Raw genomic sequence first — 16,653 nt, forward strand, 5'->3', positions numbered from 1 at the left:
GAGTGAACTGCCTTTAGGTTTAGACTTCCTCTGCCCAAAACAAACTAAATCGAACTGCTTAAAATTGTCAATCCTTTTCTGGGGTATTGTAATGTTTTCTATGTTTAGTTTATCAGCTCAGACGCCCCGCAAGGACAGCGGGGCCGATGGGCGACAACAGCAAATGTTGCGCGGATCCGTCATTTCATCTCTGGATGGGAAGCCTCTGGTCGGTGTATCGGTACGGATACCGGATGAAAAGGGGAGTGCCAAAACCGATAAAACCGGAAATTTTACAATTCCGGTTAGAGACCGTAAAGGAAAGGTAGCGCTTTCTCATATCGGCTATAACGACCAATTAGTCGATTATCAGGTAGATATCAAGCTTAGTATCACCCTTTTTCTCAAAGAGAATACGCTCGATGAGGTGGAAGTGGTCAGTACGGGATTTCAGCAGATTCCCAAGGAAAGGGCTGCGGGTAGTTTTGAGTTTGTGGATAATAAGCTGCTGAACCGAAAAGTATCCATGGATTTTATATCGCGGTTGGAAGATGTGGTGCCCAGTATCTCAACGGTAAAGATGCTGGATGAAAACCGGGGTAAATTTCCCAATATCAATGTCAGGGGCCGGAGCTCAATCAGCTCTAACATCTGGCCGCTGATCGTGGTGGACGGATTTCCCTATAGTGGCAATTTCAACAACATCAACCCCAATGATATCGAAAATATCTCCATCCTAAAGGATGCCTCGGCGTCATCCATTTGGGGTGCCCAGTCGGGCAATGGTGTGATTATCATCACAACCAAGAAAGCAAAACGAAATGAACCTTTTAGGGTATCCGTCAATGCAAATACAACCGTTGAAAATAAGCCCAACCTCTACTATTTCCCACAGATGAATACCTCGGATTTTATTGATGTGGAGCTGATGCTCTTTGAAAAGGGATTTTACAACAGTAGGATGTATGACCGGATGTATACACTCACCCCAGTGGTGCAACTGATCAAAGACCATCAGGAAGGCAAAATCACGGAGGCACAGCTGACCGGTAAAATAAATGAACTGCGGTCGATAGATATGCGGGATGATTTTTCAAAATATATCTATCGCAAGGCGGTAAAACAGCAGTATAATGTGCAGCTGGCAGGTGGTGGACAAAAACTGAGCAATATTTTCTCGGCTGGCTTTGATAAAAACCGGGGGGCGGTGGTTACCAGTTCGTCCGATAGACTCTCTTTCCGAAACCAGACGGCCTATCGGCCCATTGACCGCTTGGAGCTAAATCTCAGTACACAGTACACGCAGTATACCACCAAGGATGCCATGGTGCCGATTAAGTACAATGAAATGGGAGCGGGCTATGGCAACTATCCCTATATGCGCCTTGCGGATGAAAACGGTAATCCATTAGAGGTAGAGACCGTGGGCCTGAGCCGTGATTTTAGGGATACCGTGGCTGGCGGAAGACTGCTTGACTGGAATTACAAGCCGCTTGCCGAACTGTACGAAACACAGATCAAGGATAATACCAAGGAGATCATGTTTTCATTTGGGGCAAACTACCAGATACTGCCCGAACTAAGGCTTTCGCTGCTCTATAATTTTAGAAAAGCAGATACCAAACAGGAAAATTGGCGGGGGATAGGCAGTATGCACCAACGCGATGAGATCAACTATTTCGCATCATGGGACAAGCAGTCTGTCAAATGGAACTATCCGGTCGGCGACTACCTCTATATCTTAAATGGCAGCAGTGATGCACAGCAGGGAAGGGTACAGTTGGACTATAACCGTAAGTTTACTGACGCCCACGAAGTCAATATACTGCTGGGCGGTGAGATCCGTCAGGATCATTCGACAGCGCACTCATCGGTATTCTTTGGCTACGACCCTGCGACGCTGTCTTATCAGGAAGCAGACCTTGTGCATGATCACCCTTATCTCAATGGTATCCTGGGTATCCGCAAGATCAATAATTACCCGCAGTTATCGGAGGTAACCAATCGCTTTACATCTTACTTTGCCAATGCTTCTTATATTTTTAAACAGCGGTACATCTTTAATTCCAGCATGCGCAAGGATGCTTCCAACTTGTTTGGCGTCAGTGCCAACGATCGGGGCAAGCCATTTTGGTCCATAGGTGCAGCCTGGTTACTTTCCAATGAAAGCTTTTTGACCGATGGCCCCTTTTCTACACTCAAGCTGCGCATGACCTATGGTAAAAATGGGAATGTAAACAATGCCACATCGGCTTACCCGATTATGCTGCGGTCGACTCAAAATCACTTTTTGACGGGATTGCCCTATGCAAGCATGCAGAGCCCGCCAAATCCCAATCTGAGATGGGAGACAGTAGGGATGTTTAACTTGGGGATGGATTTTAGTCTTAAGAGTGGACGTGTTAGCGGTTCGGCAGAATTTTATATCAAAACGCCAAAAGACCTGATTTCGGCTACACAGATAGATCCGACTACAGGTTTTGCATCGCTCAATGTGAACAGTGCCAATCTCAAAGCCAAAGGGATAGATCTTTCGATCCATTCAGTCAATATCAATGCTACAGATTTTTCATGGCGCTCGGATCTGGCTTTTTCCTATAACCGTACCAAGGTGACAAAATCGTATCTGGCCGATCAGCTTGGTCGCTATTACCGCTCTGGAGCATACTCCATGAATGTCACACCGATCGAGGGGGCTGATTTGAATAGCATCATCAGTTACAAATGGGCGGGGTTGGATCCGGAGACCGGAAAGCCGCGGGGCTATGAAAACGGGGAGATCTCCACCAACTATACGTCCATCGTAAATGGCACATTGCTGGCCGACATGCATAACTCGGGCTCGGCGTTGCCGCTTTACTTTGGATCACTGCGGAATAGCTTTGCTTACAAAAATTGGGATTTTTCGTTCAATATAAGCTTTCAGTTGGGACACAAGTTTATGCGCAAGTCGATCAACTATTCCACCCTGCTGACAAACCAAGTGGGGCACGCTGACTACGCCAAAAGATGGCAGAAACCCGGGGATGAAAAAATAACGGATGTACCTGTGTTTACCTATCCAGCTAACGCTCAGGAGGCAAATTTTTATATGTATTCTGCCGCCCTGGTGTCGCCAGCGGACCAGATCAAATGGCGCGATATTCAGATCGGCTATTCACCCAAAAACCGCTGGCTAAAAGATCTCCGTGTATACGCCTATGCGGCCAATATCATATCCATATGGCGGGCAAACAAATGGGGGATAGACCCCGAATTTGGGAATAATCCGCCCGCCCCATTTGCCGGATCATTGGGACTTAGTTTTTCTTTTTAACACGATTATATGAAAACTTATATCATACTTACCATAGGCCTATTGATGGCCTCCTGCTCGGATTTTCTTGAACTCAAGCCCGACAGGAAAATGGATATTCCGAGTACGCTAGCAGACTGCGAACTGCTATTGAATGAATATTCTGTGCTTAACAGCAGCTTTGCAGCGGCAAATTTAATTGCAGGGGAAGAGTTTTACCTCAACAGCGAAGATTGGAGTTCCGTATCGGATCCTGATGAGCGAAATGCCTACATCTGGTCGGATGAGCCCACGATCAATGCCGCAGCATGGCAGGGGCCCTACAAGGCGGTTTTCTATGCAAACCAGATACTCAGCGTAGTGGATGCGCTTTCCGCGCAGGAGAAGGAGAGTCAACAAGCTAAGGAGATTGTGGGTAACGCTCATTTCTTTCGCGCTTTTGCCTATCAGCAGTTGCTTGAGCTCTATTGTCTGCCCTTTAATAAAAATATGGCGGCCGCGGAACTGGGGCTACCCCTGAAATTCACGCCAGATCTTGAGCTGCCCAAGGGAAGGGCTAGCCTGTTGGATACCTATCAGCAGATTCTGTCAGACTATCAGATGGCTGCAGAAAAGCTACCGCTAAGGGCTATTGCCAAGAGCAGACCCAATAAAACAGCTGCCTATGCAGGACTGGCTCGCCTGTATCTTGATATGCAGGACTATGCGGGTGCCTTTCGCTACGCGGATGATGCATGGAAGGCGCAGCCAAATTTATTAGACTACAATACACTGGATATATATGATGAAATGAGCATCCCCAAGAATAACGCGGAGATCATATTTATGTCGCAGACATTTTACTCGGAAACATTAACCCCCTATGCCGCACGGATAAATCCGGACCTGATGGCACTCTATAGGGATGCTGACCTGCGTAAATTGATCTACTTCCAGCACAATGATTTTGATCCCGGAACCTATGGTTACAAGACCAATTACGACCAGAGCGCTATTGGGGCATTTATAGGCTTTACGTCCAGCGAGATCTTATTGATCCGTGCGGAGGCAGCAGCCCGATTGAACAGAAATACGGATGCCTTGGCTGATATCAACCTGCTGCGCAAGAATAGGTTCGCACAGGGAAAATTCGTGCCCGTCGATTGGGAGAACGACAAGCTGCTATCCGAAATACTGAAAGAACGAAGACGCGAACTGGTATTTAGGGGAAGACGCTGGGCCGATACGAAACGGTTGAATCAAGAAAATAAGACAGCGATTGTACCCCAACGCCAAGTCAACGGAGCGAATTATCAGCTTGTGGTCGGCAGTTCGAAGTATGCTTTTTTAATCCCACGCGCTGTAATAGATCTAAACCCGACTATAGAACAGAATAAACGATAATATTTATAAATAGAAAAATGAGAACATTATTATTAACACTAGGCTTATTGATAGCCTTTCAGATTAGCTTTGGCCAACATAACGCAAAGGCAGATTTAAGTAAGCAGTTAAAAATCAACGCTACGGTACCAGATATGCCTGCTATGGAAATATTGAACTTTTCAGGGACAAAGGTCGACCTGGATGATTACAAAGACAAGGTATTGATCCTGGACTTTTGGGATACCAACTGTGCTACCTGTATCCAGCTGATGCCCCATGTCAAGGAAGTGCAAAAGGAAGTAGGGGACAAAGCCCAGATCTTTGCAGTGACTTGGCAATCCAAGGAGCTGATAACGGAATTTTATAAAAAGAATAAATACCTCAAGGAGAAAAATGCATATCTGCCCACAATCGTGTCGGACTCGTTGTTAAAAAAATATTTTCCCTATCACGGGGTGCCACATACGGTGTTTATTTACAAGGGGAAGGTAAAGGCAATCACTTATCCGGATTATATAAAACCGAAGTTTATCGACGAACTTATTGCGAACGAGAAATTGGATATCCCGGTAAAGGATGATTTTAATACCAAAACTGTGATGCATGATCCGGCCGATGTTAACCTGAAGGGCAAGGTATTGATCACAGGCTATCAGGATGGCTTGCAGTTTAAGGGCGGATTACCCATTGAAAAGGATTCGGTAACGGGAATGTATGTGACGAGCCTGATCAATACTGGTATCTTTAACGCATTTGTACGTCTGTATGCATCAATTGACCCGCCTACATATTTGAAAATACCTGGGCGTATCGAATGGAATGTGAAGGATCCGTCCATATATGAGTATCAGCCGAACACAATAGGACAGACTATATGGGATACCAAGTATGCGATTTGTTATCAGCGTTTTAGTCAGGATACCCTACCGAAGAAGGAGATGGCCCAATTGGTGATGAACGACCTTGTTTCCTTCTTGGGTGTGAAGGTTAGTAAAGTGAAAAAAGAAAAAGATGTTATCGTAATCCAAAAAACAACAAAATCTAGGGAGGGAGCGAAAAATCCTGAGGATGGTATGCAAGTAGATGGTAGTGAGAATCTGGCTTTTTATATCGATTATGTTGGGGGATATGCACCTGCCATAGACGAGGCGGGAGTGAAAGGGATCATGGAAGTAAGCAGATTTTCGTCGTTAGAACAACTAAATCGTAACCTGCTATATTATGGTCTTGAAGCAGTGCCTGCACGTAGAGTAATCGAAGTTATGGTCGTAGAAGAAGTGGGGAAATAGGAAAAAGGAAAAGGGGCACTCTTTATTCGAGTGCTCCTTTTTTAACTGTGCATTACTATGGGTTTGTTCTTAACAATATATTTGTTGTACTGCCTTTATTATTTAATGCAGTGATCATTTCATTCCGTAAAGAAGTGTTTATTATAGGTTTATTGTTTACATCAGGGCTTGTCTGAATTGCGCAGACATAAAGTGAACCACTGCAACCCGGGGAAGTTACCAAATTGTAATCATTTGGATCCGTTGGGTCTCCGTTCATCAATAATTGAAACCATGCCATAATCGTATGATTTAAATTGCCTAACTTAGATTTATGAACCAGTCACAATGCCACTGTTCCTATCGGTCAAAAAAATTGGACAGTACATTGGCCCCGAGCCCGCACGTAGCGGACTCTTTGGTCTGGCGCTGGGACTCCTTATTTTGCCAGACCAATTCTTCCCCTACCGCCTCGCGGGAAGGTCGTAAACCTACGGCCGTGTCGATCACGGACTGGCCCTGCGCAACAACAGTTTCCCAGCGAGATGCGATGATCTCCTGCCATGACCCTGACATCCTCCTGCAGCATTGCCGGATGGCCCTGCTTCGGATCGCTCACTGCTGAGTAGATCGGGCTCATCTCCGAGATATGCCTGTTGGCCTGTCTTTTGCCGTTTGACTGTTGTTGCTCCATTACTGTAATTTAATCCTCCGTATTTTTTCTTCTTTCGTTAATTCAAAGATAGGACAGGATTTTTGGCAAAACACCGCCACTAGGTGGCGGTAAATTATCTGCGGCGTACGTATAATCGCTTGGATGAATGCGATCGGACGGTGCAATAGAAATGCCCGTTTTAAACTAATATATTATTCTTGCGGATTTTTGTATCTATGGCTTGATGCATGCCAAGTATATTTCTAAATGTAAAAAATATTTGTCATTATGTAAAGTTTGTTTTACATTTGCTTTTATAAACTTAGATAATATTATATGAAAGTAATTCCTTTGTTACCGAGGTATTTCCGATGGATCGGTTTCCTTTTAATCGCTGCCAGTATTGTTCTTTATGTTAACGACGCGATGCGGGATCGATCGGCAAAAGGCGGATTATTCTTAAAAACTTTTGTTTTTATTAACGATAGTCCGATGAGTCCGCCGGATTTATTTCAAGTAAAAGAAGTAGATATATTATTGACATTAATTTTAGTGTCTTTGCTAATGGGGCTATCATGTATAGCGTTTTGCAAAATGAAAACTGAGGATGAAATGATTAATTCCATACGACTATATAGTTGGTCTTGGTCTGTTATCCTAATGATGGTTTTCGGCATAATAGTAACCATTTTTGTCTATGGGATGACATTTTCAAGTTTTTCGTTTTTCTTTGGACATCTCTTGTTGTTAATGTATATCGCTATTTTTAGAGTTAACATTTGGCAGATGAACAGGAGGATTGCACATGAAGAATAAGATAAGGATACATCGGTTGATGAAAAATTATTCTCAAGCACAATTGGCGGACTTGGTTCATGTAAGCAGACAGACCATCAATGCATTGGAGGCTGAAAAATATATACCATCCACCGTACTATCACTAAAAATATCGCATGTGCTCGAACAGCCTATTGAGGTATTGTTTGAGTTAGAAGAGAATGATTAGGGATGCTATAAAATAATATACGATATTATCCGTTGTGCATTTTAAATAATGCCAATTTTTAAATTGTTGATATTCCTGTTGATGTACTGAATAACTGTCATTGTGGTAATTTTTGTCAATATTCTAATCTTGAAACCTTTGAAAGATTTGGCATAATTAAGCCTGATCATAAATATAAAAACATGTATGGAAAGATTCAATCGTAAAAATCACTGGGAAAATATTTACGGAACCAAAGAGCTTAAAGAGACAAGCTGGTATCAGCAAACACCGCAAACATCTTTGGATTATTTAAGTGCTTTTAATGTACCTGTCTCTGCAAAAATTATTGACGTTGGCGGTGGCGATAGCTTGCTGGTAGATTATCTATTGGATTTGGGATATGAAGATATTACGGTCTTGGATATTTCCGAAAAAGCTATCGACAGAGCAAAACAACGGTTAGGTGATAAAGCTACTAAGGTAAAGTGGATAGTCGAGGATATTACTCATTTTGAACCTACAGAAAGCTACGATTTCTGGCATGACCGGGCAGCTTTTCATTTTTTAACAAGCGAAGATGATATTGCAGGTTATCTAAAGAAGGTAAAAGAAAATATAAATCCAGATGGCATTTTAGTTATAGGCACATTTTCTGAACAAGGTCCCAAAAAATGCAGCGGCATTGAGATCAAACAGTATTCCGAAATAAGTTTAACAAATCAGTTCAAGGATTATTTTAATAAGATCAATTGCCATAGGGTAAACCATCGGACACCATTTGACACGATACAGAATTTTGTGTTTTGTAGCTTTCGGAAGTCGGCTTCAATTGGATGACAGAATTCATGTATTTTTAAGACAGGCGACTCTAATAGCTTAAACCCTGCCGGTTCTTCTTTCGAATCTAAGTACTCTAAAACAAGAAAAGCTAATCGCAAGATTAGCTTTTTTTGGGGTGAATTGATGCAACAAAACTTAATCGTATTACTACCAGATTTAAATTGTTGAGTTGCGATAAAGTAATTTGTTTTGGTTTATTAAACATGTAGCGCGTAGGAATAGTCAATCTTGGACTGGAATTTGGAATATTGAACAGCAGGATATCGGGATCTTTTGAGTACTATCAGAAATATCCGAGGGATCTCAACTTCCGGCTAAAAAAGGAAAGATTCAAACAGCAGCCTCAGCTAACAATAACATCAATAGTGAAGATAAATTAACTATAGAGGGAAGTGATGTGTTAGCCATTGTAGTTGATATGACAAAAAAAATCCGGCCTGCATTGATCTTGCAAAAACTGACATCAAAATGGAGATCGTGGAATTTAAAACGTTGGAGGAGCTCAATCTGCAGCTTGCCAGCTATGGACTGGTTATAACAAAAGGTAGGCGAGCGATTGAAGTGCTTGTTATCAAGGAAAAGTAAACAATAGTAGGAGGTATAGTATCCCGCTCTCCCTCCTTATCGGTTCTCTTTGTACACTACGCTTTCAACTGTACATTGGCTGAGGGAGTTCTCGAATGCAAAGCAATAAACATCTCGTTCTTTAACGCTGGCGTTAAATTTGGTTTATTACTCGCATTGGCAAGCACAAATTTGATCTGTATCTGATCGATGAATTTCAACTTTTATATTATTGAAAATGATATTTGCTGTATAAATGAAATATGTCCGTTGTTAACCTAAAAATAAGCTACTGTTAAGCTTGTTTCTTTAATGTTATCTTTATCTCTAGCTAACATTAGCTTCGTTATTTGGGCGTAAATTCAAGATAATGAAACCTATTAAACTACCTCAATTTAGGAAAAAAGCCCAAGTTACCTTAGCGATCGCATTACTAAATGCTGTAAGTGTTGACATGCTGTGGGCAAATCTAACAAACGAAAATATCAAGCTCGAAATTACCGATCAGTCTATTATAACAGGGGTTGTCAAAGACCAAGATGGCAAGCCCATAGACGGAGGTACCATTATCAACGAAACCAGTAAGCAGAGTACGCGTACCGAATTTAACGGTAAATTTAATCTGAAAGGACAGGCTGGGGACCAAATCCGTATTTCTTCCTTAGGGTATAAAACAGTCACTATAACGGCCACAGACAGCCCGCTTGAAGTTGTTTTGGAAAAAGATGACTCTAAGTTGGACGAAGTTGTTGTAACCGCAATTGGGATCAAGCAACAGAAAAAGCAGATCGGGTATGCGACACAAGAAGTCAAGCTGGACGTGCTTAAGGAATCTAAAACAATGAACATTGGAACAGCCTTGACGGGACAGGTATCCGGGTTGATCGTCAATAATCCAACAGGTATTTTTCAGGCCCCTTCTTTTCAATTGCGTGGGAAAACGCCTTTAATTGTTGTTGATGGTATTCCTGTGGAATCTGATTTTTACGATATGTCAAGCCAGAATATTGAAAATATCAACGTTTTGAAGGGAACAGCAGCATCCTCTTTATATGGCTCACGTGGTAAAAACGGGGCTATTCTAATCACCACTAAAAGCGCAAAAAGTGATAAATTGGAATTTTCTGTGGGGACCACCAATATGTTTTCGGCGGGATTTACGGTTTTTCCTGAGTCGCAAAAAGAATTTGGAAGTGGATCTAATGGTAAGTATGAGTTTTGGGATGGTGCCGATGGCGGAATCTCCGATGGCGATATGACCTGGGGACCCAAATTGAATTCTGGAATAAAGGTGGCGCAATGGAATAGCCCTATTCGTGATAAACAGACTGGTGAGGTGATTCCTTGGTGGGGAGATGTCAGCGGAACAAAGTACAACGATAAGTCGCGTTATGAAAGGGTACCGATCGACTGGGTGGCACACAACAATTTGGAAGATTTCCTGGGAACAGGATTAATCACGGAGAACAATGCAACGTTATCCTACCGATCAGAAAAAGTCAGCATCTTTGGAACTGGAAAATATGCTTATCAAAAAGGACAGGTACCCAACACCAAGCTTTCTACAGGTGGTCTGAACCTAAACACTTCATATCGTTTTAGGCCTGAAGTTCAATTGGATCTTAATCTTTCCTATAATAAAGTAAAGTCTCCAAATTACCCAAGATATGGATATGGACCTAAAAATCATATGTATACCATTTTGCTATGGATGGGGAATGACGTAAATGGACAAGATTTAAAAGATCATCTCTACATTCCGGGACAGGAAGGCTATCGCCAGGCAAACTACAATTATGCATGGTACAATAACCCTTATTTTTCTGCCAATGAATTAAATCAGGTATATGATCAGGATATTTTGCAGGGACAGACAGCCTTGACTTGGCGTATTTCACCTGAATTTACGATAAAAGGCCGTGCTGCTGCAAGGCAAAAGAATCTGTTCCAAGATATGCAGAGCCCCAAATCGTATATGAACTATGGCGATTCAAGAAATGGCGATTATAAAAACTGGGATAGCAAGCAGCTTAATTTTGATGCGGATGTATTAGCCACCTATATCAAAGAGTTGTCCGATGATTTTGGAATAACCGTGAATGCAGGATCATCAACGTTCAAACGTGATTATCGCGAACTTTATCAAACAACAGATGGTCTGGTTGTTCCATTTGTCTATAATCTGGGAAATACCCAAGGACCGGTAAAGGCGACGAATACAATCACTGAAAAAATAATAAGGAGCGCTTATGCATCGGTAAACTTAAACGTATTTAAGTCTACATATTTAAATTTTTCAGGAAGAAATGACTGGTCATCCACCCTCTCGAAAGCAAATCAGTCTTTTTTCTACCCATCTGTTTCGTTGAGTAGTGTGATCTCCGATTATTTTAAGTTACCTGAGCAAATAGACTTTGTTAAATTGTATAGCTCATGGGCATCCGTATCTTCTGATTTGGATCCTTATAGTATTGCAGCGACGTATAAAAAAGATGTGACTTATGGTTCGACGCCGTCTGTGACTTATCCCGCAGGAATTATAAATCCTGATATTCTTCCACAGCAGTCAAGTTCGCTGGAAATAGGTGCTTCAATTGCCTTTTTCAAAAACAGGCTTTCGGCAGATGTCACTTACTACAATGTCGTTGACAAAAATCAGATTATAGATTTAAGTGTTTCCCAGGCATCGGCATTTACTTCGCGCAAAGTCAATGGAAATAAATACCGTACCAAAGGTTTAGAGGTTTCTTTAACGGGAAATATCATCAAAAATGACCAATTTTCCTGGACCTCGACCGTAAATTGGTCCCGTGCAGTCCAGCGTCTCGAAGAAATCTACAATAATCAGGCTAAATATGGTAACTTGAAAAAAGGAGATCGTGCGGATAGTTATTATGGTACGGTTTGGGAAAAATCTGCTGATGGCAAGGTTATCCTAAATCCGAATACCGGTATGCCGACAAAAAATCCTTTCCCGCAATATTTGGGCTATTTCCAGCCAGACTGGCAATTTGGTTTTGCAAACCAGTTTAAATTTAAAGGATTTCAGGTTAATCTTGATATAGATGGTTCTATCGGGGGTGTGATGAATTCGACCACAATAGAAAAAATGTGGTGGGGCGGAAAGCATCCATCGTCTGTTTTATATCGCCAGGAGCAGTATGATGCTGGAAAACCTGTGTTTGTTCCGGATGGCGTAATCGTAACAGGCGGGGAGTTTACCCGGGATGTGAACGGCAACATTACTTCGGATACACGCACCTATACCAATAATACCAAAACTGTTGATTGGCAGGCATGGAGCCAAAATTATCCATATCAGGCCCGAGTGACGGAGGCTGAAAGTAAACTTTTTGCCAATGTCTTTGATCGTTCATTTGTGAAATTGCGTCGGCTTTCGGTAAGTTATGATGTCAATAAGGTATTCAAACTAAAACAGCTCACTGCATTAAATGCATCGGTGTTCGGATACAATTTAGCGATGTGGAAGAAAGTACCTTATATCGACCCTGATTTTGGTGTTGGTAATGATGGGAACCTTCAGGATCCGTCGACCAGGTATATCGGGTTTTCGCTAGATTTTAAGTTTTAACAAAATTGCAAGATGAAATATCCATGTTCGAAAAACACAATCTCGTATGAAAATAGACTGGGTATCCATATGGCAGTTAAAAAACAAATTATTTACATATGAAATTATTTAATAAACACATAGTTTTGGGATTGTTTTCGCTTTCAATAATGACTTCTTGTCAGAAATTGACTGAAGTAAATATTAATCCGAACGAAGCAACGACAACCCATCCACAGGCGCTGCTGACTAAAGTAGAATGGGATGCTTTTCGTACCTGGCATGGTACTTCGCCATTGTATACCTTGAAGATGATTGTACAAACGGATGGTGAGAATGCCAACCAGATTTACAACTGGCAGCGTGGGAGCTTTGAGCAATATGGTTTTCTCCGGGATATTACGAAGATGACCGAAGAAGCAGAGAAAATAGGTGCTGAAAACTATTTGGCACTGGCTAAATTTTTTCGTGCTTATTATTTCTATAATCTTACCCTGACCTTTGGCGATGTGCCTTACTCAGAAGCAGCAAAAGGCGAAAGTACAGCCGTGTTTACGCCAAAATATGATACACAGAAAGAGGTTTTGGTGGGTGTATTGAAAGAACTGGAGGAAGCAAATGCTATATTGAAGAAAAATAATAATAACATAAATGGTGATATTATTTATGGAGGGAATAGTACAAATTGGGGTAATTTGGTCAATTCTTTCCGCCTAAAAATATTGTTAACCCTCTCGAAGAAATCAGCTGATCTGCCTTTTAACCTGGCAGCTGAATTCGCTAAAATCTATTCGAGTGAGTCTATAATTACTGATGTGAGCGGCGCTGAAGATGGTCAATTGGTCTTCTTGAATCAAGATGGCAACCGCTATCCAGAGTTTAATTCCAGTGGTTATGGCTCTGGAATGTATATGGATTCCACCTTTATCCAAAGATTGCAGGATCTAAAGGATCCTAGATTGTTTGTTGTCGCAACACAAACCCGCTTGGGGAAAGAAGCGGGAAAAGCTATTAATGATTTTACTGCGTATGAAGGTGGTGATCCGATTGTTCCCTATGCACAGGTCAACGCTAAGGCTGTATTGGGTAAGCTGTCTAAAGTCCACGAGCGGTTTTATCAGGACCCTACAGCGGAGCCTTTGGTACTATTGGGCTGTTCGGAAATGCAATTTATTTTGGCCGAAGCTATATTGAAAGGGTGGATTACAGGCGATCTAAATACAACTTATGCAAAAGGGGTGCAAGCATCGTTCAAGTTTTATGAAAAATATGCGAAAAATATAGGCAGTTATACCAATGAAAGTCAGGCAACACAATACCTGGCACAAAGTGCGGTAAAACTTGATGCTGTAAATTCAAATGAACAGAAATTGGAGCGTATCCTCATGCAGAAATACCTGCGTTCATTTCATCAGGGAGGATATACAGCCTATTTTGACCATTTGCGCACTGGTTATCCGAGTTTGCGAAAAGCTGTCAATGTAAAAACGGCATATCGTTGGATGTATCCGCAGGAGGAATACAATAACAATACGTCTAATGTTTCTGATGCCATCAAATCACAGTTTGGAGGAAATGACAATATTAATTTACAGACCTGGTGGTTAAAATAATGGATTCAAGAAGGGCATTTTTAAAAAAGGCGGCCATGTTAGCCGGGAGTACCGTAGCATTAAATTGGATGCCAGAGTCTATTCAAAAGGCATTGGCCATTGACGCTCCAAAAGGATCAACATTTTTAGATGCTGAGCATATTGTCTTTTTGATGCAAGAAAACAGATCGTTTGATCATTGTTTCGGCACATTAAAAGGGATGCGTGGATTTAATGATCCGCGTGCAATGAAATTGCCAAACGGCCTGCCAGTATGGATTCAGGAAAATAAGAAAGGTGCATGTTTTGCACCTTTCCATTTGGATATCGTCAATAGTAAATCGACCTGGATGGGGTCATTGCCGCACGGTTGGCGTGATATGGTTGCGGCCCGCCACGACGGAAAAATGGATAATTGGCTGGAAGCAAAAAGTTCAGGGAATGATCAATATAAGGCTATGCCCCTGACAATGGGCTATTACAATCGTGCGGATATTCCTTTTTATTATGCCTTTGCAGATGCTTTTACCGTATGTGATCAACATTTTTGTTCCTCATTGACTGGAACTAGTGCCAATCGATCCTATTTTTGGACCGGTACAGTGCGCGAACAGCCGCGTAATCCGGATTCTGTTGCCCATGTGGATAATGATCAGATTAATTACAAGGACATTAGCTGGAAGACTTATCCAGAACGGCTACAAGAAGCTGGAATTTTGTGGAAGGTCTACCAAAATGAGTTAAGTCTACCCGTTGGATTTGAAGGTGAAGAAGAAGAAGATTGGCTGGCCAATTTTACAGACAACAATCTCGAATTTCATAAGCAGTACGGCGTAAGGTATCACCTTGCGCATTATCAGTGGATGAAAGAACGGATTAAGGAACTGCAGCGACTATTAAAAAGCGATAAAAAAGTCGAATCGCTAAACAAAGCCAAAGCAGAACTGGCAGCTTTGCAAAGCGACGTCAAAAAGTATGCTCCCGACAACTTCGAGAAACTATCCCAGTTTGAAAAAGATATCCATCGAAATGCATTTGTGACAAATCTGGCCGATCCTAACTTTCACAAACTTGATAAACTGGCTTATGCGGATGACGGGAAACAGTTAGAGATAGAGGTTCCTGCGGGCGATATTTTCTATCAATTTAGAAAAGATGTCCAGCAGAGAAAATTACCTACTGTATCTTGGTTGGTCGCTCCCTGTCGGTTTTCAGATCATCCAGGCTCACCCTGGTATGGAGCCTGGTATGTTTCGGAGGTATTAGATATTCTGACCAAAGATCCTGAAGTCTGGAAAAAGACAATATTTATCTTGACCTACGATGAGAATGATGGATATTTTGATCATATTGCCCCGTTTGTGCCACCTTTGAGTTCGCATAAAGATCAGGGCGCGGTGTCGGCAATAGATACAGCGGATGAATATGTAACGCAAGAGCAGGAGAGGAAGCGTACAAATAATCAAACGGTGACCTTAGGGAGCCCTATTGGACTGGGGTATCGGGTGCCGATGGTGATTGCATCACCTTGGTCAAAAGGAGGATGGGTCAATTCGGAAGTATTCGACCATACTTCCTGTCTTCAATTTTTGGAGTATTTTTTGGAAAAGAAAACAAGAAAGATTGTCCGGGAAGATAATATCAGTCAGTGGCGCAGGATGGTATGTGGGAATCTGACGACGGCTTTTCGCCCGATAGACAAGGTGTCCAAAGTCAACGTTCTTCCGGTTGACAGAAATGAATATGTAGAACGGATATTCTCTGCTCGGAACAAAAAACTTTCCGCGGATTTTGTGCAAATTGATGGTCAAAAGATCGTTGAGATTAGGACAACTGGCCAGTATCACAGTACTGTACAGATGCAGGAACAGGGATGGAAGCAGGCCTGCGCGCTGCACTATGATCTACAGGTAAAGATGGTTAGCACAGACACTATTTTTTCTATCAGCACGAAACTAGATCGAAGGTTGAATACGGTTAAACATGGTGCGGGCATTCCTTATTTTGTAATCTCTTATGTTCCTTATGATGGCCATGAAAAAGGGAAAGTTTGGAATTTTGCCGTTCGGGACGGCGACCAATTGCAATACGATTGGCAGCTTGACAAGATAGCAGAAGATCAAGTATCATTTGCCCTCCATGGTCCCAATGGTTTTTTTCGTTCGATCGAGGCTAAAAAGTCAGGTATTCCAAAAATTGATGTTTATACAAAGGTCGTTTCGGGTAACCCGGTCCTTTTTATTCAAGTGCAATCTTCTGCATTAGATCTGCAGTTAGTGGATAGCTCCTATGGTACATTTAAGCCACAAATACTTAAAAGTGGAGCACTTGAAGTGGATTGCAGTAAAAGCAAAGGCTGGTATGACATTGAAATAACAAGTACTGAAGATCCACAGCTTAAGCTGCGGTATGCGGGGCATATTGAAACCGGTCTATCTGGTTATACGGATCCATTAATGGGAAGTATGGACTTAATCTCCAATTAAGGAGAAGAATACATATTAGGATATTAAATAGAAGGATTAATACTGTTCAC

The 16,653-nt window shown here is 42.0% G+C and carries 10 protein-coding genes and 1 pseudogene; 9 read left to right on the forward strand and 2 right to left on the reverse strand.

Annotated features, from left to right (window positions below):
* The first annotated feature begins 100 nt into the window (after window positions 1-100).
* Genes AC07UV_RS08170 through AC07UV_RS08180 form a run of 3 tightly spaced genes read left to right on the forward strand, consistent with a single transcriptional unit; the run spans window position 101 to window position 5,928 of the window.
* Window positions 101-3,295 (forward strand): SusC/RagA family TonB-linked outer membrane protein, encoded by a 3,195-nt coding sequence (locus AC07UV_RS08170; RefSeq protein WP_495183307.1) that lies wholly within the window; start codon window positions 101-103, stop codon window positions 3,293-3,295.
* 9 nt (window positions 3,296-3,304) lie between these two features.
* Window positions 3,305-4,657 (forward strand): RagB/SusD family nutrient uptake outer membrane protein, encoded by a 1,353-nt coding sequence (locus AC07UV_RS08175; RefSeq protein ID WP_495183308.1) that lies wholly within the window; start codon window positions 3,305-3,307, stop codon window positions 4,655-4,657.
* Window positions 4,658-4,674: 17 nt separating this feature from the next.
* On the forward strand, window positions 4,675-5,928 hold the full coding sequence (locus tag AC07UV_RS08180) for a TlpA family protein disulfide reductase (protein ID WP_495183309.1): 1,254 nt from the start codon (window positions 4,675-4,677) through the stop codon (window positions 5,926-5,928).
* Between the two features lie 55 nt (window positions 5,929-5,983).
* Here the strand turns inward: AC07UV_RS08180 and AC07UV_RS08185 are convergent, their stop codons facing one another.
* Window positions 5,984-6,208, reverse strand: coding sequence for a hypothetical protein (locus AC07UV_RS08185; protein WP_495183310.1), 225 nt, complete (start codon window positions 6,206-6,208; stop codon window positions 5,984-5,986).
* 690 nt (window positions 6,209-6,898) lie between these two features.
* Between AC07UV_RS08185 and AC07UV_RS08190 the strand changes: the two genes are divergently transcribed.
* Entirely contained in the window at window positions 6,899-7,378 is a 480-nt protein-coding gene (locus AC07UV_RS08190; protein ID WP_495183311.1) for a hypothetical protein, read from the forward strand.
* On the forward strand, window positions 7,368-7,568 hold the full coding sequence (locus AC07UV_RS08195; protein ID WP_495183312.1) for a helix-turn-helix transcriptional regulator: 201 nt from the start codon (window positions 7,368-7,370) through the stop codon (window positions 7,566-7,568). Before AC07UV_RS08190 ends, AC07UV_RS08195 begins: the two co-directional genes overlap by 11 nt.
* Window positions 7,569-7,609: 41 nt before the next feature.
* On the opposite strand, the pseudogene AC07UV_RS08200 reads toward AC07UV_RS08195, so the two are convergent.
* A pseudogene (locus AC07UV_RS08200) lies at window positions 7,610-7,741 on the reverse strand (IS982 family transposase); the annotation flags it as partial.
* Between the two features lie 13 nt (window positions 7,742-7,754).
* On the opposite strand from AC07UV_RS08200, the gene AC07UV_RS08205 reads away from it, so the two are divergent.
* From AC07UV_RS08205 to AC07UV_RS08220, 4 genes are all read left to right on the forward strand, one after another.
* Window positions 7,755-8,387, forward strand: a complete 633-nt coding sequence (locus AC07UV_RS08205; protein WP_495183313.1) for a class I SAM-dependent methyltransferase — start codon at window positions 7,755-7,757, stop codon at window positions 8,385-8,387.
* A gap of 937 nt (window positions 8,388-9,324) precedes the next feature.
* Window positions 9,325-12,546 carry a SusC/RagA family TonB-linked outer membrane protein gene (locus AC07UV_RS08210; protein ID WP_495183314.1) on the forward strand — a complete coding sequence of 1,074 codons (3,222 nt, stop codon included), beginning with the start codon at window positions 9,325-9,327 and terminating at the stop codon, window positions 12,544-12,546.
* 98 nt (window positions 12,547-12,644) lie between these two features.
* Entirely contained in the window at window positions 12,645-14,138 is a 1,494-nt protein-coding gene (locus tag AC07UV_RS08215) for a SusD/RagB family nutrient-binding outer membrane lipoprotein (RefSeq protein ID WP_495183315.1), read from the forward strand.
* Window positions 14,138-16,603, forward strand: coding sequence for a phosphocholine-specific phospholipase C (locus tag AC07UV_RS08220; RefSeq protein ID WP_495183316.1), 2,466 nt, complete (start codon window positions 14,138-14,140; stop codon window positions 16,601-16,603). The genes AC07UV_RS08215 and AC07UV_RS08220 overlap by 1 nt, the downstream gene beginning before the upstream one ends.
* Window positions 16,604-16,653: the final 50 nt, after the last annotated feature.

Source organism: Sphingobacterium sp. GW821-FHT03E03 (assembly GCF_059420745.1).